Annotated in this window: 13 protein-coding genes and 13 tRNA genes; 9 read left to right on the forward strand and 17 right to left on the reverse strand. The window is 38.9% G+C overall.

All coding sequences use genetic code 11. The features are described from left to right. Positions 1–11 precede the first annotated feature (11 nt). The 6 genes from I6F48_RS12730 to I6F48_RS12755 all read right to left on the reverse strand — a co-directional run bounded on the left by I6F48_RS12730 (position 12) and on the right by I6F48_RS12755 (position 927). Positions 12–87 (reverse strand) — tRNA-Glu (locus tag I6F48_RS12730). Between the two features lie 93 nt (positions 88–180). After that, positions 181–256, reverse strand: a tRNA-Glu gene (locus I6F48_RS12735). Between the two features lie 93 nt (positions 257–349). After that, positions 350–425 (reverse strand) — tRNA-Glu (locus I6F48_RS12740). A gap of 93 nt (positions 426–518) precedes the next feature. Beyond that, positions 519–594: transfer RNA gene (locus I6F48_RS12745), tRNA-Glu, on the reverse strand. Positions 595–738: 144 nt separating this feature from the next. Further along, a tRNA-Glu gene (locus I6F48_RS12750) sits at positions 739–814 on the reverse strand. 37 nt (positions 815–851) lie between these two features. Further along, positions 852–927, reverse strand: a tRNA-Ala gene (locus tag I6F48_RS12755). Between the two features lie 1,169 nt (positions 928–2,096). On the opposite strand from I6F48_RS12755, the gene I6F48_RS12760 reads away from it, so the two are divergent. From I6F48_RS12760 to I6F48_RS12790, 7 genes are all read left to right on the forward strand, one after another. Beyond that, positions 2,097–2,172: transfer RNA gene (locus I6F48_RS12760), tRNA-Val, on the forward strand. A 153-nt stretch (positions 2,173–2,325) separates the two neighbouring features. Beyond that, positions 2,326–2,401 (forward strand) — tRNA-Val (locus tag I6F48_RS12765). Between the two features lie 160 nt (positions 2,402–2,561). Beyond that, positions 2,562–2,637: transfer RNA gene (locus I6F48_RS12770), tRNA-Val, on the forward strand. A gap of 153 nt (positions 2,638–2,790) precedes the next feature. Then, positions 2,791–2,866: transfer RNA gene (locus I6F48_RS12775), tRNA-Val, on the forward strand. A gap of 47 nt (positions 2,867–2,913) precedes the next feature. Beyond that, positions 2,914–2,989: transfer RNA gene (locus tag I6F48_RS12780), tRNA-Val, on the forward strand. A gap of 32 nt (positions 2,990–3,021) precedes the next feature. Beyond that, positions 3,022–3,097, forward strand: a tRNA-Val gene (locus I6F48_RS12785). A 62-nt stretch (positions 3,098–3,159) separates the two neighbouring features. Next, positions 3,160–3,235, forward strand: a tRNA-Val gene (locus tag I6F48_RS12790). A 235-nt stretch (positions 3,236–3,470) separates the two neighbouring features. On the opposite strand, the gene I6F48_RS21475 is transcribed toward I6F48_RS12790, so the two are convergent. Continuing rightward, on the reverse strand, positions 3,471–3,599 hold the full coding sequence (locus I6F48_RS21475; protein WP_269435025.1) for a hypothetical protein: 129 nt from the start codon (positions 3,597–3,599) through the stop codon (positions 3,471–3,473). A gap of 271 nt (positions 3,600–3,870) precedes the next feature. Here I6F48_RS21475 and I6F48_RS12795 point away from each other — a divergent pair, with 271 nt between their 5' ends. Continuing rightward, complete coding sequence (locus tag I6F48_RS12795; protein WP_197119573.1) at positions 3,871–5,517, forward strand: tetratricopeptide repeat-containing response regulator; 1,647 nt, start codon at positions 3,871–3,873, stop codon at positions 5,515–5,517. A gap of 4 nt (positions 5,518–5,521) precedes the next feature. On the opposite strand, the gene msrB is transcribed toward I6F48_RS12795, so the two are convergent. The 10 genes from msrB to I6F48_RS12845 all read right to left on the reverse strand — a co-directional run bounded on the left by msrB (position 5,522) and on the right by I6F48_RS12845 (position 17,417). Next, positions 5,522–5,962 (reverse strand): peptide-methionine (R)-S-oxide reductase MsrB, encoded by a 441-nt coding sequence (msrB, locus tag I6F48_RS12800; RefSeq protein WP_007584021.1) that lies wholly within the window; start codon positions 5,960–5,962, stop codon positions 5,522–5,524. 147 nt (positions 5,963–6,109) lie between these two features. Further along, complete coding sequence (locus tag I6F48_RS12805) at positions 6,110–6,550, reverse strand: hypothetical protein (protein WP_197119574.1); 441 nt, start codon at positions 6,548–6,550, stop codon at positions 6,110–6,112. Between the two features lie 2 nt (positions 6,551–6,552). Then, on the reverse strand, positions 6,553–7,071 hold the full coding sequence (locus tag I6F48_RS12810; protein WP_007584017.1) for a DUF2919 domain-containing protein: 519 nt from the start codon (positions 7,069–7,071) through the stop codon (positions 6,553–6,555). A gap of 10 nt (positions 7,072–7,081) precedes the next feature. Further along, on the reverse strand, positions 7,082–9,100 hold the full coding sequence (gene ligA, locus I6F48_RS12815; protein WP_197119575.1) for an NAD-dependent DNA ligase LigA: 2,019 nt from the start codon (positions 9,098–9,100) through the stop codon (positions 7,082–7,084). Positions 9,101–9,180: 80 nt separating this feature from the next. Next, on the reverse strand, positions 9,181–9,948 hold the full coding sequence (gene zipA, locus I6F48_RS12820; protein WP_165728882.1) for a cell division protein ZipA: 768 nt from the start codon (positions 9,946–9,948) through the stop codon (positions 9,181–9,183). A 74-nt stretch (positions 9,949–10,022) separates the two neighbouring features. Further along, on the reverse strand, positions 10,023–13,424 hold the full coding sequence (locus tag I6F48_RS12825) for a chromosome segregation SMC family protein (protein ID WP_197119576.1): 3,402 nt from the start codon (positions 13,422–13,424) through the stop codon (positions 10,023–10,025). Between the two features lie 68 nt (positions 13,425–13,492). After that, on the reverse strand, positions 13,493–14,224 hold the full coding sequence (locus I6F48_RS12830) for an RNA methyltransferase (protein ID WP_010555372.1): 732 nt from the start codon (positions 14,222–14,224) through the stop codon (positions 13,493–13,495). A gap of 76 nt (positions 14,225–14,300) precedes the next feature. Then, positions 14,301–16,337 (reverse strand): FUSC family protein, encoded by a 2,037-nt coding sequence (locus I6F48_RS12835; protein ID WP_197119577.1) that lies wholly within the window; start codon positions 16,335–16,337, stop codon positions 14,301–14,303. 10 nt (positions 16,338–16,347) lie between these two features. Then, positions 16,348–17,208, reverse strand: coding sequence for an efflux RND transporter periplasmic adaptor subunit (locus tag I6F48_RS12840; protein WP_007584004.1), 861 nt, complete (start codon positions 17,206–17,208; stop codon positions 16,348–16,350). A gap of 5 nt (positions 17,209–17,213) precedes the next feature. Continuing rightward, positions 17,214–17,417, reverse strand: coding sequence for a DUF1656 domain-containing protein (locus I6F48_RS12845; protein ID WP_008171772.1), 204 nt, complete (start codon positions 17,415–17,417; stop codon positions 17,214–17,216). 394 nt (positions 17,418–17,811) lie between these two features. On the opposite strand from I6F48_RS12845, the gene I6F48_RS12850 reads away from it, so the two are divergent. Next, entirely contained in the window at positions 17,812–18,921 is a 1,110-nt protein-coding gene (locus tag I6F48_RS12850; RefSeq protein WP_007584000.1) for a YjgN family protein, read from the forward strand. Positions 18,922–18,928 lie beyond the last annotated feature (7 nt).

The raw sequence follows: 18,928 nt of genomic DNA on the forward strand, positions 1-18,928 counted from the left end.
AAAATAGTAAGTGGCGTCCCCAAGGGGATTCGAACCCCTGTTACCGCCGTGAAAGGGCGGTGTCCTAGGCCTCTAGACGATGGGGACACATAAATGTGTCACTAGGACAACTGAATTTTTAAACTCGTTTCAGGCGAGCTTTCTTAATAACACTTCACTTCCCTATTAAAAATAAGTAAGTGGCGTCCCCAAGGGGATTCGAACCCCTGTTACCGCCGTGAAAGGGCGGTGTCCTAGGCCTCTAGACGATGGGGACACATAAATGTGTCACTAGGACAACTGAATTTTTAGACTCGTTTCAGGCGAGCTTTCTTAATAACACTTCACTTCCCTATTAAAAATAAGTAAGTGGCGTCCCCAAGGGGATTCGAACCCCTGTTACCGCCGTGAAAGGGCGGTGTCCTAGGCCTCTAGACGATGGGGACACATAAATGTGTCACTAGGACAACTGAATTTTTAGACTCGTTTCAGGCGAGCTTTCTTAATAACACTTCACTTCCCTATTGAAAATAAGTAAGTGGCGTCCCCAAGGGGATTCGAACCCCTGTTACCGCCGTGAAAGGGCGGTGTCCTAGGCCTCTAGACGATGGGGACACATAAATGTGTCACTAGGACAGTTGATAAGTTTAACTCACATCATGAGCTTTAAGGTAATTGCGTTTAATACAAGTAAAGACTCGAGCTTTAATTGTGACGCTATTTTCTCGGTAAAACCGCCTTTAACTAATAAAAGTTAAGTGGCGTCCCCAAGGGGATTCGAACCCCTGTTACCGCCGTGAAAGGGCGGTGTCCTAGGCCTCTAGACGATGGGGACACAGAAAACTGCTACCCTAGGACAAAACACTAATTTTTGGTGGAGCCATGCGGGATCGAACCGCAGACCTCTTCACTGCCAGCGAAGCGCTCTCCCAGCTGAGCTATGGCCCCAACTTAATCAATACCCGTCGTGATAAACACATCGTGTATCGCTTAGTGCGGGGCGCATTCTATGCACCACCCAAAATAAAGTCAACAGTTTTTTACCTAGCTTTATTTAAATGGTTTAATTTTCAACAAACTGGCTATCAAGCGTGCTAAAAAATACAATTTGAATAAGATTCTAGCCCTACTGCTTATAATAACATCACTATATCGCAGCGAATACTTAACAACACCCTACTCCCCTATTTAATGCAACAAAATTGCATCAAAGCAAAGGTATACATTTATATGCAAATTGAACTTATCTAAAAACTACCAATTAAGGCCCCGCCAATCGCCTTAATCTTTTAAAAGTTACAATTGCTTATAATAACCAAAACTTAAATGTGGATTTGAGAGTACCCGCAGCCTTTACTTGCTTATTAACCAGCGTCACTCGTACTAAAAACTCGATTATTGTTTGAAGAATATTTTTTAAAGAGCATTGTAGCTTCGTAATACTATGTACAAAACTTCAGGGCGTGTTGATCTTTGGTGGGTGAATTTGCAGCAGTATGTTTGCTTTTTAGGCAAGGCAGAGCCTATTGTAGTTTGGTTATTACCCATGAATAGGCGATAACGCCGCATAAAGTCCAAACATGCGCTGCCCTTTGGGTTCAATCCACAAAGGTCAACACGCACTAGTTATGTGTGATCTATTTAGTCTTAATCCGAAGGCTATTAGTGAAGTATGAGTATTTACGATTTGGCTAGGTTGGCTTATAAAAATAAAGTAAGTACAAAAATAGAGTTTAGAATGCTGAAAATAGCATTTGTTTTGGGAAGTTTAGATTAAATTCATTTTTAAAGGACCGCTCTATTCACTAAATAACTAGCCCTAATATTAATCCATCTTGCTCATAATCATAAAAACGACTCCAGTAAAAAAAACAATAAGTATCGTGAAGCTAAATTTAAGATTAATAAAATACAATTCCCTACTCACTTTTAGGAGCTTATTAGGTGCTTAATTGAACTGCAATATCAAATTTGATGATAAAATAGACTTCAACCATATCCTATTGTTTATAAAACCTTCATTCAGCACATTTTTATCATTCAAGTGTTGACACATTTTCAACTCTATCTATAATAGCGCCCCACAACAACGCAGCAATGCAATGTTGTTTAGATGTGGGTGATTAGCTCAGTTGGGAGAGCATCGCCCTTACAAGGCGAGGGTCACTGGTTCAAGTCCAGTATCACCCACCACTTTTTAATTAAAGTGTTCACATCTAAATTCTATACGGGTCCTAAGCTCAATTAGAAAAAAGAGAGCATCACCGCTACTTATAAGCAACAGTGAAGTTCACTGGTTAAAGTCCAGTACTATTTATTTTAATAGTAGCGTTTTAATTTATATATGGGTGATTAGCTCAGTTGGGAGAGCATCGCCCTTACAAGGCGAGGGTCACTGGTTCAAGTCCAGTATCACCCACCACATATAAAACCTATTATTATATAATAGTCGTGTTTTAAAATTGTAATATGGGTCGTTAGCTCAGTTACAAGAAAAGAGAGCATCACCGCATTTTATAAAAGATGGCGAAGTTCACTGGTTAAAGTCCAGTACTATCTATATAGGTAGTAGCATGTAATATGGGTCGTTAGCTCAGTTGGGAGAGCATCGCCCTTACAAGGCGAGGGTCACTGGTTCAAGTCCAGTACGACCCACCATTCTTAGAATGGTGCATATTACAAGAAAATCTAAATGGGTCGTTAGCTCAGTTAGAAAAAAGAGAACATTACCGCTATTTACAAGTAACGGCGAGGTTCACTGGTTAAAGTCCAGTACTATTTATTTCAATAGTAGCGTTTTAATTTATATGTGGGTGATTAGCTCAGTTGGGAGAGCATCGCCCTTACAAGGCGAGGGTCACTGGTTCAAGTCCAGTATCACCCACCACATATAAACCTATTATATATCAATAGTCGCGTTTTAAAAATTAATATGGGTCGTTAGCTCAGTTGGGAGAGCATCGCCCTTACAAGGCGAGGGTCACTGGTTCAAGTCCAGTACGACCCACCATTCCTAGAATGGTGCATATTAAAATGTAATTTGGGTGATTAGCTCAGTTGGGAGAGCATCGCCCTTACAAGGCGAGGGTCACTGGTTCAAGTCCAGTATCACCCACCAAATTACATCAAGCGGTTAATTTGATAATAAAGAATTAAATAACAGGCATACCTATTATATGTGGGTGATTAGCTCAGTTGGGAGAGCATCGCCCTTACAAGGCGAGGGTCACTGGTTCAAGTCCAGTATCACCCACCACATATAAATACCATCAGACAACCTCTCTAGTAATAACTCTTTCTTCGCATATTAAATACATTTAAGAACTTCATAAAAACTCAATATATAATACCAATCTGCTTATATATGGGGTCTATTTAACGTTAAGAAAATTACGCTAGAACTAGGCAAAAGTTTTTGTATCTAGTTGTTCTAAATAAAAAATTTTTAACGACGTTATAGTGCAATTTAATTCGTTAAATTGATCAAAGATTTATGCAGGTTGGTATAAGTCGTATGTAATTAAGTCACTGGTATCAAGCCAAGTAATCACCCACCACATATAAATACCATCAGATAACTCTTTAAATGACAACTTCTCTAGTAATAACTCTTTTCCCATATTGAATACGTTTAACTCCTCTTTTTACCTTAAATACATTTCATATTTTTATTAAAATCTAAATTTCCATATCAAAGCACTCATCAAATATAGCGTTATCAATTTTACTTATTTAGTTTTTAATTATGTTATTCGGCTCAGTACCTTCGTAGTTAGATAAACGTATTAGGCAAAGTTAACTACCTAATAAATACAGCTATCATTTAAATTCCCTTGTAAGGAGTTAAACTGTTGATTATAGTCTGTGTTAAATACAATCACGCTTAAGCCAATGCCAACTAAGATCTATTCAAAAGCCAAAATACTTATAGTAGAGGAGCAGCCACTTGCTCAAAGCTATATGAAACAATCGTTAGAAAGGCTTGGCTTTCGGCAGTTGCGCTTTGCTGATCATGCAAATTCTGCAAAAGAGCAGTGTTTAAGTGAAGAATTTGATCTAATCGTTTGCTCATTCAACTTAAATAAACACCAAGATGGCTACCAGCTTTATGAAGAGCTACGTGTAAAGCAACTCATAAAAAGCTCGACTGGCTTTATTTTTATCTCAGCAGAAACAAGTGGCTCACTCGTTCATAGTGTTCTTGAGCTGCAACCTGATGACTTTTTAGTTAAACCTTTTACAGTACAAGAGCTTAAAATACGCATTGAACGAATCCTAAAGCGTAAACACGACTTACAAACAGTGTATTCATTAATTGATGATGGTAACGATTCAAAAGCTATTAAGTTTATTGATACCGCTCTGGATAAAAATAATAATAATTACAGCCCTATCCTACTTCGCTTAAAAGGTGATGCCTTACTTCGCTTAAAGCGCGCTCAAGATGCGAAAGACTTTTTTAAGTCTGTTCTCGACATTCAAAAATTTGCTTGGGCAAAAGTAGGCTTAGTAGAAGCACTTATAGCGAATAACGAACATATTTTGGCGCAGCGAATGCTCAAAACAATGTTAGAGCGCCAAGAAACTCGTTTAGTAGCCCTTGATTTGTTGGGCAGATTAGAAATAAAGCTAAATCAATTTGAGCTAGCACAAAGCTTTTTAAGCCAAGCTGCAGAAATTGCACCGCGAAATATCACACGCCAAAAATCGCTAAGTAATGTGTCGCTAATTAATCACGACTACGAAAAAAGCTATTTAACTCAAAAAGATATAGCCACCTTTGCAAAACACTCAATACACGACCACCCCGATGTATATTTGAATGCAGCACGTGCAGGTATCGACTTTGCGCTAACGACTGATCAAACCGATCAAATTCAACGAATTTCTAGGCAAACCAATCAGTACATTAATGATTTAAAAAAACAGTTTCCTAATAATACAAATCAAGCTCAAATTGATGTACTTAATGCACGACTCCATTACTTAAAAGACGAGCATCAAAAAGCGAAAAAGCTAATTGAACAACTTGATGATGACGATACTCATATCCGATCGGTTGATGGCGCACTTGATAAAGCAAAAGCATTTCATGAACTGGGGTTTCATCAAAAGGCGCAAACCTTATTCACACAAATAATTAGCCACTGTGAAAGACATCCCGCAGTTAGCGACACAACTTACTTACGTTATATTCAGCAGCAACAAAGTGAGCGACGCGATATTAAAATGGGTCCAAAAGAGCTTAACAACCATGCCGTTAGTCAATTTAATAAAGGCCAATTAAATACTGCGTTGGAAGCTTTTACACAAGCGTTTAGAGTCATGCCTCGTAATCAAAGTATCGCACTTAATTTATTACAGTGCCTATTTGATTCAACTAAGCAATCTGGCAGCTCATTTAATATGGATCTTGCTAGAAGGTGCTACGCCCTTCTTGATAAAACTAAATTACAAGCAGATCAGACGCAGCGTTTAGATAAGATTTTGCACATAGCAAAAGAAATGAATTTAGATATTCAAAGCGCTAGTAAATAAAATATTAGAGCTTTTTCATTGATGCGGCATTAACGCAATAACGTAAACCCGTTGGTAATGGACCATCTGGAAAAATATGACCTAAGTGCGAATCGCACACGTTACAAACCACCTCTATGCGCTCCATACCATGACTTGTATCGCTTACATAGCCAATCGCTTCAATTGTCGCAGGTTGCGTAAATGACGGCCAACCAGTACCACTATCAAACTTCTCATCAGCATCAAACAATAGATTATCACAACAAATACACACATACTTGCCAGGTTCGAGTAATGTACAACTACCCGAGCTACCTGGGCGCTCTGTTCCCTTTTTACGTGTTACGTAATATTCATCTTCTGATAGTTGCATCCGCCACTGCTCGTCAGTTTTGACTACTTTTTTACTTGGGGTAGGATTGCCATTGGTGGCAAAGTTAATAACATCATTCCACTTCAACATAATAGCCTCATTGAATAGTTGATTAGCTATACTTTATAAAGTCATAAAAAGTACGGCTAATTATTACGTTATTTAATACACTAAAGATCAGCTAAGGAGTGTTGACAGTTTAAGACTAAAACTCGTTCAATCTTAAAGGTAATTTTCTTAGCTAAAGGTAATATTTTGTTTTTCTGAGTCGGTAAGTATTCGTTTAATAAAACTATCTAGCTCTGCTTTTTTTACAGGTAAACTAACACTCATTTGGCGCTCGTTATTACTGTAAATTATTAGCTCATCATCCTTTGTCGTTATACGTTCAATACTCTCAATAACTAACCAATCTGGACCGTGCTTTTTATCAAAAAATCCCATCAAACTAAAAAGTAATAAGTGTTGGGCGTCTCGCTGAATAAAATCCTCTAACCTGTTTCTTGATTTAAATAAAGGCGTTAACCTATAAACGCTTGAGCAAAAAACAAATACCCATAGCCCAAATAACGCTTTAAACCACATAAGCTCTAAAAGCTCAGTGCTAATCATTAAAATAATAAGCACAAAGCCTATTATCGATATAGCTATCGCTATTTTTTTATTTACGGCGTCCACAACTAATCCCTTTTAAGTCGCTTTTTTTCTTCTGATGCCTTTTCTGTCGGCTCAGGCCAATCATTAAAGAAAACAGTTAAATAGCGGCTTTTCACCAAATACCATAATACCCATAAAACAATCATCATTTGTACTGCTAAAAATGATGAAAATCGATAATGGCTATGCGCCGCTTGAACACTTAACCATGTTAAATCAACAACTGCACATAAAATAAGAGGCCAGCGCATATGTCGCCATATTCTTGCTAACCTGTTGCTTGCACTGTGTGAATCTCGTGGTCTGCGTAAACAAAATAAAATAGTCGGTATTATTGCAATACTTCCAATCGTTATTGCGATAAAAAAATCATTTTTATTTTTAAAAAATAACGACATTAAATCTAGTTCAGGCCTGCGGCTTAAAGCCGCAATAACCCAAATAAAATAACTGCGTAATAGCACAAGCACACTTAAATGAAATGCAATAGGCGTACGGTAACTTCCGTACTTATCCCAGTATTCTGGCCCATATCGGCTCATTGTCATTTTCCTAACCGTTATGCTTTATAAGCAACTCAATTAATTCATCTTCAGTTAGTATGTCTATGCCTAGGTCTTGTGCTTTTGTTAGTTTTGAACCTGCTTTTTCACCCGCCACTAACGCATCTGTTTTAGCCGATACGCTACCAGACACCTTGGCACCAAGTTGTTGTAATCGTGCTTTTGCATCATTGCGATTAAGTGTATTAAGCGTACCTGTAAGTACATATGTAAGCCCAGCGAGCGGCTGTTCTTCCTCAGAAGGTGCGCTCAACGCTGGCCAGTTTACACCTTGATCTATCAGCGCATTAACAACTGCTAAATTATGCTCTTCATCAAAAAAGCCACGAACATGAGCAGCTACTATTTCGCCTATATCACTTACTTGCGTTAAACTATCAATGCTGGCATTTATTACATTTTCAAGGGATAGGAAGTGATTTGCTAAATTTTGTGCTGTTGCTTCACCAGCTTCACGAATACCCAAAGAGTATAAAAACTTAGCAAGCGTAGTGCCTTTAGCCTCTTCAAGTGCTGTTACTAAGTTTTTAGCTGACTTAGGTCCCATGCGCTCAAGTGATTCAAAATGCCCTTGTTTTAATATAAACAAATCAGCAGGCGTTTTTATAAGTTCTCTATCGACTAACTGATCAACAATCTTATCGCCAAGACCATCTATATCCAGCGCTTTGCGCGAAGCAAAGTGCTTAATAGCTTGCTTACGCTGTGCAGGACATACAAGTCCACCCGTACAACGGGCTACAGCTTCGCCTTCAACCTTTTCAACATGAGAATCACAGATTGGGCAAGTCGTCGGGAATTCAATATCTCTGGCATCATCAGGTCTGCGTTCAAGTACAACTTGAGTTATTTGTGGGATTACGTCTCCAGCACGGCGAATAATAACTGTATCGCCTACTTTTACGCCTAAACGTGCAACTTCATCACTGTTATGAAGCGTTGCATTTGATACGGTAACGCCACCCACAAAAACAGGCTTCAAACGTGCAACAGGTGTAATGGCGCCAGTACGACCGACTTGAAAATCAACATCAAGTAGTTGGGTTATTTCCTCTTGCGCCGGAAACTTATACGCAATAGCCCAACGAGGAGCACGTGCCACAAAGCCTAAGCGCTCTTGTAAGGTCTTTTTATTTATTTTTATTACTACGCCATCAATTTCATATTTAAGCTCACCACGGCGCGTTAAAATATCGCTGTAGTAATCGAGCGCGGCTTTTGGACCTTCAACTAATTTTGTTTCTGGGCACAAAGGTAGTCCCCAATCAGTCAGCTTTTCTAATTGCTGATAGTGATCCTCAGGAATGCTGCCATCAGCAACAAGCCCGGTGCTGTAAGCATAAAACATGAGTGGGCGTTTAGCGGTAATTTTAGAGTCGAGTTGACGCAAACTCCCCGCGGCTGCATTACGCGGGTTAACAAATACTTTTTCACCGCGTTTTTGCGCTTCAGTATTCAATTTATCAAAGCCAGCGCTGTCCATAAATACTTCGCCGCGAACTTCAAGCTCTTTTGGGTAATCACCACGGAGCTTGAGCGGTACATTACGAATGGTTTTAACATTTTGAGTAATGTTTTCACCAGTAAAACCATCACCTCGAGTAGCCGCTTGTACAAGCACACCATCGCGATAAATAATTGATACAGCTAAACCATCAAGTTTTGGCTCACAACAAAAAGTAAGCTCATCAGTACTCATTAAACGCTCTTTTATACGGCGATTAAACGCAGTGAATTCTTCTTCACTAAAGGCGTTATCAAGTGAGAGCATGGGTACTTGGTGCGCTACTTGTTCAAATTTACTAAGTGCTGCACCGCCTACTTTTTGTGTAGGTGAGTCGGCGGTTAAAAATTCAGGATGCTCGGTTTCAAGTGCGCTTAGTTCGCGTAATAACCTATCGTATTCAGAATCAGGAATACTGGGGGTGTCGAGCACATAATAATTATAGTTGTGTTGCTCTAATGTAGTACGAAGATGATTAACTTGCTCACTAATGCTGCTAGACATTTAAACCTCAATAAACATAAAAAAAGCCACTTTGACGATTCACCGTCCAGTGGCTTATAAAAATATAATGTATGCGTTATTTACGCTGAAAAAGAACGAACCTGCTCAACATATTGTCTTACGCGATCTACTGTCATTTCATTTCGCTCAGCATCTAAAATTTGTGCACCAAATTCATCCGCTAACTTTTTAGCTGCGCTGTGCAACATATTAAATGCAGCTAGACCATCGCCGTCGCACGGTAACGTCATAAATAAGCTTACCCCAGCGGTACTAAACTGTTCCATATTATCAATATCAAACGTACCTGGGTTGTACATATTTACTAATCTAAATAAAACAGGGCCTTGACCAGCCGGATCTAAGTGGCGATTAAAAAAGCCTTCCTCAGAATATTTAAAACCTAAAGTGTTAACTGCCGGCAATAATTTACTGCCCTGCATACTAAGCTCTTCCGGCATTTGAATATGTACAATAACAAAGTCAGACATTTGGGCAGGTGCTTCTTCAGCGCTTTGCTCTTTTGCTTCTAGGTCATCAACTATTTCTAGGTCATCTTCAATCGGCACTTCTGGAACGCTTGTATCTATTTGCGGCTCATTTTCATCAAAGTTAAGCTCACCAAACTGTGGCTCATCACGTTCGTTTTGCATTAGCTCTTTTGGTTCAGCCTCAGTTCGAAACGGTTTAGATGAAGCTGATGCGCTTTCTTGTAATGGTTCAACCCGCTCGTTATCAGATACTTCTGGGCGGTCTTTTTTTCTCACAGACCACAATCCATGTATTAATAAACCACCAATGACAACTACACTGATAATGATTAAAACCCATCTTAATTGTTCGGCCATCCCCTCACCTTTTATTATTTGATATGCCTAAAACCTGTATATTAATTAAAAAATAATACACTTGTTATAAAAATTTATGCATGTGCAAGTTGCACAGCCTGCTCTATATCTACAGCAACCATACGCGATACGCCAGGTTCTGCCATAGTAACACCTGTTAATCTACCAGCCATTTCCATCGCAATTTTATTATGACTAATATAAATAAACTGCACTGATTGTGACATTTCTTCAACCAAACGGCAAAAACGCACAACGTTGGCATCATCTAATGGTGCATCTACTTCGTCCAGCATACAGAAAGGAGCTGGATTGAGCCTGAATATAGAAAACACTAATGATAATGCGGTCAGCGCTTTTTCTCCACCACTTAACAAATGAATTGTTGAATTTTTCTTACCCGGTGGTCGTGCCATTATACTAACACCACTTTCGAGTAAATCGTCACTGGTTAATTCTAAATACGCACTACCACCACCAAAAACTTTAGGAAATAGCTCTGCAAAGTCTTCGTTAACTTGATCGAACGTCGCTTTAAAGCGTGTTTTGGTCTCACTATCAATTTTACGAATTGCACCTTCAAGGGTACTTAACGCTTTTGTTAAATCATCTAATTGATTATCAAGATAATCACTACGAGCTTTAGCTAAATCAAACTCTTCTATTGCCGCTAAGTTTACTGCACCTAATTTTTCTACCTGATTAGTAAATCCGGCTAACTGATTTTGCGCTGCACTTAAGTTTAATGAATCAGGTAATTCATCAAGTATTGCTTTTAAGCTTTGTTTCAACTCTTCTAATGGCTCAAGCGCAACTTGCGCTTTTATTACTAAGCTTTGCTCTTCAATTGTTAGCTTTTGGTGCTGCTCTTGCAAGCCCACCAGCTCACCTTGTGAATTTTTAAGGCTTATTTGCTTAGTGTTTAAGCTCTCTTTGGCCTGAGCTAATTCTTTTTGTAGCAATACTAATGCCTGCTCACCTTTTTGATGCTGTGCTAAGAGCTGCGTAATTTTATCGCCAAGTTCTTGCTCTGGTATCAGCAGCTCTTCTATTTCACTAAGTAGTTCTTGCGCACCTTCAGATGCACTAACGTGCTCTTGCTCCGCATGGCTCAATTTGGTTTGGCTTAACTGCCATTCACTGCGTGCCTTTTGCTCTGAGAGCGTTGCCTTATGTGCTTGTGTTTTATATTGCTCAAGCATGCTTAATACTTCGCTATAACTTTTATCACTTTGTGAGCGCAGGCTATTTGCAGCGTCTACCTCATCCGCTAAGTTAAGTTGCTGCTCATTTAACACTTCCAATTGCTCTGTTTGCTCATCAAGCACGTTATTTAATTGCAAAAGCGCAGTGGTTAATTGCTGTTTTTGTTGCTGTCGTTTTTCAAGCTGCAGCTTAAAGTGCGCTACTTGCTGTTTGAGCATATCGCTTCGCGTACTCCCTACCGCTATATTTTGCGCAAGCTCATGTATCGCTTCTTTAAGCTCGCTCTGCTCGTTAGTTAACTTTACTTGCTTGGCTATATGTTCATCACGAGTCGATGTTATTTGTTTTAGCTCATACTCGGCACTAGTTAACTGCTGAGTTTTATCCTGTAATTGCTTATGTTTTAAAAGTAATGAGTTTTCGGCATTTCGATCGGCACTTACATGCCAGTTACGACCATATAAAGCGCCGTTTTTATCCATAACGGCTGTATAATAGGCATCGTTTAAGAGCGTTAGATCACCGCTCTCACTATAAGCAATACGCGTTAAATGATCTGGGTACACGCCACTTGCTATGAATGCCGCTAAGCTATTTTCAGCAATGTGCTTACCACTAATTGGCCACACACTATTATCAGCTTGCTGCTCACTTACATTTAAGTGCTCTAGCGATTTAAGTGCTTGCTCTATTAAGGGCTCAAAGCCTTCTTTAACACTTAGCTGATTAAACAAACCATTAGTACTTTCACTTTTTTCATCAAGCCCTAATGTACTTTTAAGCCCCGTTATACTGGCTTTTAACTCATTTATTGTTTGAGTAAGCGTCGAATATTGCTTTTGTGAGTTATTAACACGCTCATTTTGCACTTCAAGCTTAGCACTGCACTGTGTGTGCGCTGTTTGTTTAGCAGCAAGTTCTTGGGTTAATGTTTGTGTTTGCTGTGTTTGCTGCGTTAATTGTTGTTCTACATCGCTACTTTGTAAGTCAGTAAGCTGCGTATTTAACTGATCAATTTGCTCGTTAACGTGGCTTATTTGCTGCTGAGTTTGTTTAATGTGACTGCTATGCAGTTGCGCACTATTATTAAGTTGTTGCTGTTGCTCACACAAAGTTTGCCAGTGTGTATTGTGGCGCTGCTTCAGTGCTAATAATTCCTCAAGCTCATGCGTTAACTTCCTAACTTGCTCTTCGCACATTAACGCGTTTTCACTTGCCTCTTGCAGGGCTTCATTTAGTTGCTCGCACACAATTTGCTGCTGCGTTTTAACCTCAGTGCTATGGGTTTGGCGTTGCTGTAATTTAATTAAATTTTGTTTAAGCGTTTGAGTTTGTTGCTTTACATTTATTTGCTGTTGCTCAGCGCGGGTAAGCTCGGTGTGTATTACATGTTGCTGATGCTGTGCATCGCTTAGTTTATCTTGCTTGGCTTGTACTTGCCCTTCTAAGCTTGCAAGTACATCGTCATGCCCTGAGTTAGCAGTTTTAAAAAAAGAAATTTGATCGTTCAGTTTTTTAATTAGAGTACTTTTTTCAAGTTGTTGTTGATGTAACTTTTGCCATTTTAAAACCGCAATTTGCCCTTTTAGCGTTCGCTCTTGCGCTTTTAACTCTCGGTATTTTTTTGCATCAACCGACTGCACAGCCAATTTATCTAACTGGCTTTGCAGCTCTTTACGCACATCGAGTAAACGTTCAAGGTTTTCGCGGGTGCTTTTAATACGTGTTTGTGTTTCGCGGCGGCGCTCTTTGTATTTAGAAACACCAGCGGCTTCTTCTAAAAATACACGTAATTCTTGTGGTTTACTTTCTATTAAGCGCGAGATCATCCCTTGCTCAATAATCGCGTAACTACGCGGACCAAGACCTGTACCTAAAAATATATCGGTAATATCACGCTTACGGCATTTACTGCCATTTAAAAAGTACAGCGATAGCCCGTCGCGCGTTACTAAGCGTTTAATTGCAATTTGGTTTCTGTCGGCAAATGTATTAGAAGGACTACCTTTATCGTTATCAAAAACAAGCTCTACAGAAGCTTGTGATATGGCTTTACGATTAGTTGAGCCATTAAAAATAACGTCGGTCATGGCATCGCCACGCAGGTTTTTAGCAGAGCTTTCACCTAGCACCCATCGTACTGCATCAATAACGTTAGATTTGCCACAGCCATTAGGGCCTACAACACACGTCATTTGATCAGGAAATGGAATTTTAGTGGGCTCTACAAACGATTTAAAGCCCGCTAATTTAATAGTGCTTAAGCGCATCTTATTGTTATTACCAATTTATTATTGTTATTTGTCATAAACAATTTAACCCATAATTTACTAATAGATTAAGCTTGTCGTTTAAAGTTATCTAAAATAATACCGGTCGCCATTGCAACATTAAGTGACTCTGCTCCACCAAAAGCGGGAATGGTGATTTTATTGGTCACTAACTTTGCACATGTCTCGCGTATACCATGCGACTCACTGCCCATTAGCAAAACGCCTGAGCCCGTAAATTGGGTTTTATGTACACTTTGTCCATCTAAAAAAGCACCGTAAACAGGTAAATTTAAAGACTGTAAGTAATCAGGTAAATCTACTTGGCTTACCGATACCCTTACAAATGAGCCCATTGTGGCGCTAATTGTTTTAGGGTTGTAAGCGTCTGCGCTGTCGGTGCTAGTTACTATATGTTTAATACCGTACCAATCAGCTACTCTAATTATTGTGCCTAAGTTACCAGGGTCTGATACGCCATCAAGCGCGAGTATTAAGCCATTTGCTTGTGGTAAAGCTGCCTTTGGCATATCAACAATAGCAATGGCTGCATTATTGCTAACTAGCGTGCTCGCTTTAGTGAGGGTCTCTTCATCCGCTTCAATAAAATTAGCGTGCTGATACTCACCTTGGTACGCATTTATAAATTCGTTTGTAGCAAAAATATTAACCGCATTTAATGGGCTGTTTAATAACTCAAGTACGTTTTTTTCACCCTGTACAAGGTATTGATTATATTGCTTTCGGTACTTTTTTTGGCCAAGTTGGCGAATAAGTTTGAGTTGGTTTTTTGAAATCATAACAGCCCCATAAAATTATCCAGCAAGTATAACAGATTTCGTTATAACATCTGAACTCGAAAAGCAGCGAATAGGGCTAATTTATCTTACTCGCACTTCTTTCAAAGGTCAGATTAATGCGAATAAACATCCCTTTTATTGCCTCTAATTGGTTTGAATCACCAACAGATGCGGCTAATTCGTTATAAAGATTATCAGACGCTTGCTTAAAGTTTTCATCAAACTTACCTTTGGTAGCCAGCATAAATGCATCAGCCAACGTGCGTTGCCACTCATTTAAATATTTTAGCTTTGTGTCACCAGCAAGATTTTCGCAAATTGCTTTTAATCGTACCGACGCGTGCCCTAAGTTTAAAGCTGTTAATGCAAGGTCAGTAATAGCTCTTGAGCGTGAGCCCTGATCGTAATTAGTTAAGCGTATTAACCTATCTGCCATGCGGCGATTGTACCAAATACTCGGAGTTTGATGGGTATTTATTTCGAGTAAATCTTTATAGGTAGCCTTAAAAACACGATGAACAAGTAACTGAACACTTGGTCCTGTAAATAACTGAAAAATCCAAAATAAAATACTCACGCCAGCAAAAATCGCGATTGCAGAGCTGAGTGTATAATCAATTGAAAAAGCTAGGCTCATATCCGTGCTGGGTCTAACCAAAATAGTAAATGGAATACAAAACCCTAAGCCGTATGGCAGCGTTTGTTGATCAGCGAGTAACAGCAAACCCAAAAAATACGGACCCGCTAATACAAGCAACAATATTTCTAATTGCCCACCACTTTGCGACAGTAAATTTAACGCATAAAAAATAGTTACAAAAGTAGCAACAATTATACCTGCCAATAAACGTTTAATTACAACCTGTAAAATAGCCAAGGGTATTCTCGACAGCATTATCGAAAATATGACCGGTAATATCATAATTAATAATGCAGCTGAAGAACCTGTATTAATCCAAATAAATGCGCCGATAGAAAACACCAAAGCAGTTCTAAATCCAACAATAATGCCAGCTAATGGGTCGCGATATGTAAGCATACTGGGTGCATTTAATAATGTTTTATCGCGTTGTTCTAAAGCTCTGTATGCCCGTAGTAAAATTGTTAAGTCCGCTGCCACTTCTAAGCTCACATTGAGCATGTGAGATTCAAATGGCGAATCACACACCGTATTTGCTCTATAGTCGGTTAGCTCTTTACGCAGCGTTTTAACTTGTTCGGCGCAGTAATCAAAATCGTCAGATTCTTTAATTTGCGCGAATACGTGTTTAAGTTTACTTATTAATTTGTCTAATGTGGGAGTAATAAGGTCTGCGTGGTTTCGTTGCAGGCGACCAATTATTTGAATTGAAGCCAGTAAAGAAAGTACTTTTTGCGACAATTGATTTGCAGCACGTGAGCGCCCTGGACCTTTTGGCCCTTCGTACCTTACTGCGCTGGAGTCTTCGTTTATTGATCCTAATGTTGCCATAATGCCATCTATTTGCTGATGGCGATTTTCGTGCGAGCCTTTAGAATCAAGCTCAGTTACTAAATAATCTAACGTTTGGTTTATAACCGACCGCGCTTGTACTTGCAGTAAGTGTTTAACTTTTACAGGCCAAAACAAATGGCTCACAAGGCCTGCACATATTGAGCCTATTACTATTTCACTCACGCGCGCTTGTGCAATATCAAATATGCTTTGGCTGCTCACCATTGCCGGAGTAACCATGACTAAAAGTACAATAATAGCGGCTGTTACACCTGCCATAGCAAACGCATAAACAAAGTTTGCTTGGCGTACCATTGCCGATAACGCAGAGTTTACCCCCAACCATAATGCCAATGCACCGAGCGCTAAATAAGGGTAGAGAATTAACTGAGTTAAAAGCAATATGCCAAATAAACCACCCACTATGGTGCCTATTATTTGGCAAATTGCTTTTTCAATAACCAATCCGCTTTGCGGGCGTAATTGCAAAAATATAGCCGAGACTAACGCCCAATAAGGTCTTTCAAGATTAAGCCACATAGCAATAGTAAGCGCCATTACCATGGCTATAACGCCCTTAGTCGCAAAAATAATTGCCTGTTTTTTAGGAAAAAACAAATTTTGTAATACAACGCCCACTGTCTTCCCCTTAACGTGTAGCGAGATGTATTGTGGCGGTCATTCCTGCGCTTAACTGTGTATCTTCGGGCAATGAATCTAACTTAATATCAACAGGAATACGTTGCGATAAACGTACCCAATTAAATGTTTGTTGTACTTGTGGTAAAAGCTGCCCGTTACTTTGTGTATTCGTATTTGCAATTGCTTTACCTACACTCACTACATGCCCCGTTAATTGCTTACCACCGCTTAGAAGCGCTATTTTAGCTTTTTGATCAGGATAAATAAGCGGTATTTTACTCTCTTCAAAGTAACCCGTTACGTAAAATGAATCTGACTGCACGATAGCAAACACAGGTGTGCCTTGAGCTACATAGTTACCTTGGCGTAAATTCAGATTAATTATTTGCCCCGATGCAGGCGCAACAATTTTAGTTCTATCAACATTTAATTGCGCAATTGTTTGCTCTGTTTTAGCTAGGTTATAATTTGCCTCAGCAATTTTAGTATTGATACGTGTTGATTCTAGCGTTTCTTCACTTATTGCCTGTTGAGTGTTTAGCTCAACACGTCTTTCGTATTTATGTTTAGCAAGCTCCCATGTATATAGCGTATTTTCTGTATTGGCTTTACTTTTATCAAGCGCTGCTTGGTAACGCTTTTGATCAACATTAAAAAGTACTTCGCCTTTTTGTACGTTTTGACCATCTTTAATGTTTAAAGCAGTCACCCAACCCGACACGTCTGGAGCAACTGTAACTATGTCTGCTCGAATGCGACCGTCGCGCGTCCAAGGAGTATGCATGTAGTCAGTCCATACCCAACGCCCAGCAAAAACCGCAGCTATAACAACCAAGATAGTAAAAGTAATACGCAGATATTTAATCATTCAATTTATCTTCCACTTAGTAAATAGACGGCCAGTGCCAAGTAACAAACAAATAGTGACACTTCAAACCAAGCCACTTTCCAAATACGGTCATGCCAATCTAGTCGATGCAAAGCAAAACGAGTCAGCGCTGTTAAAATAAACGCAATTGGGAAGTAAACAATCAGCGGGCTAAACTCTAATCCCCCTAACACGACTGCTTGAAACATAATAAATATCCTAATGTTATTTAAAGCGGTGATAAAAGCTGTAAAACCTAAATAAATTTACATCCTCACTACTCTTACAATCTATTATTTTGGCATATAAATCAATTAGCTTAATTGTACGTAGGTGTGCTTAATACATAATTAATGCCATTACATTTAAGCAGCATTAACTATGTATAGTAGCTAAATCGCATATTAAAAAGCTAAAGATCCCAGTTACCAGCCAAATAAATAAAACCAGCGAGGTTTATTTATAAAAAAGTATTAGAGTATTTAACTCAATACTTAAAACGCCTATTTATGGCTGTTTACAGAAGGGTGAGATAATTATAAACATTGAATTTTGCACTAAAAATGGGTAAATTAACAAAAAAACAACATGGATATAATTTTAATGGAATCAATACACCCTACCCCATCTGAAACAACCCCACCAATAAATGAGCCTGCTGAACCAATTTTTAGCGGAAAAGTGCAGTTTAGTGGTAAAGGCGGTGAGTTTTTTGGAATTTGGATTGTAAATATATTACTTAGCGTTATTACGCTTGGCATATACTCAGCGTGGGCTAAAGTACGTACGCATCGCTATTTTTACGGCCACACCCGCATAGATGGTCATAGCTTTGACTACCTAGCAACGCCAATACAAATTTTAAAAGGTCGGATTTTAGCGGTTATTGTATTTTTTATTTATACATTTTCTATTAGCTTTATGCCTATTTTAGGCCTGTTTATTGCTCTTGGTTTTATCTTTTTAATGCCATGGATTATTAACCAAGGTTTACGTTTTAATCTGCGTATGACCCGCCATCGTAATGTTCGCTTTGCTTTTAAAGGCAGCTATGGCGAAGCCTTTGTTAACTTTATACTTTTACCTATTGCCAGCATATTTACGCTTTATTTATTAATGCCTTACGTTATAAAACGTATTGATAGCTATATCCATAGCAATATTAGTTATGGCGACAAACCGCTTACTGTAAATCTAAAAGGCGAAACCTATTACTTAACAGCGCTTATTTGCTTTGTAGTGAGCTCTATCACCATGGTGGTATTTATGGGGATTTTAGGATTATTTGGCCTCAACTTAGTAGATATTGAAAATCAACAAAATTTAGAAAACTCTGCAGCTATGGTTATGCTTCCTATCTTTATGATGATTGCCTATGTGCTAATGATTGCCATTGTTTCTGCTGTATGGCACGCCGCTATTAGAAATCACATTTTTGATAACAGCTATTTTGAAGGCGTTGCTACATTTAAATCAGAGCTAAAACCAATTCCTTTCGCTGTTTTACTATTAACTAATATGTTGGCTATTGTATTTTCTTTAGGCCTTGCATACCCATGGACAAAAGTACGTACATCAAAAATGCTCGCTGATGTAACTAACGTCACTATTTATCCTGGTGCATTAAACCTAATTGATACCGCGCAAGAACAGCAATCATCATTTGCTGAGGAAGCTGCAAACGTATTTGATATTGACCTTTCTCTAACTTAAGAGCTCA

The sequence above is a fragment of the Pseudoalteromonas sp. SWYJ118 genome (assembly GCF_015864505.1).
GTDB lineage: Bacteria > Pseudomonadota > Gammaproteobacteria > Enterobacterales > Alteromonadaceae > Pseudoalteromonas > Pseudoalteromonas arctica.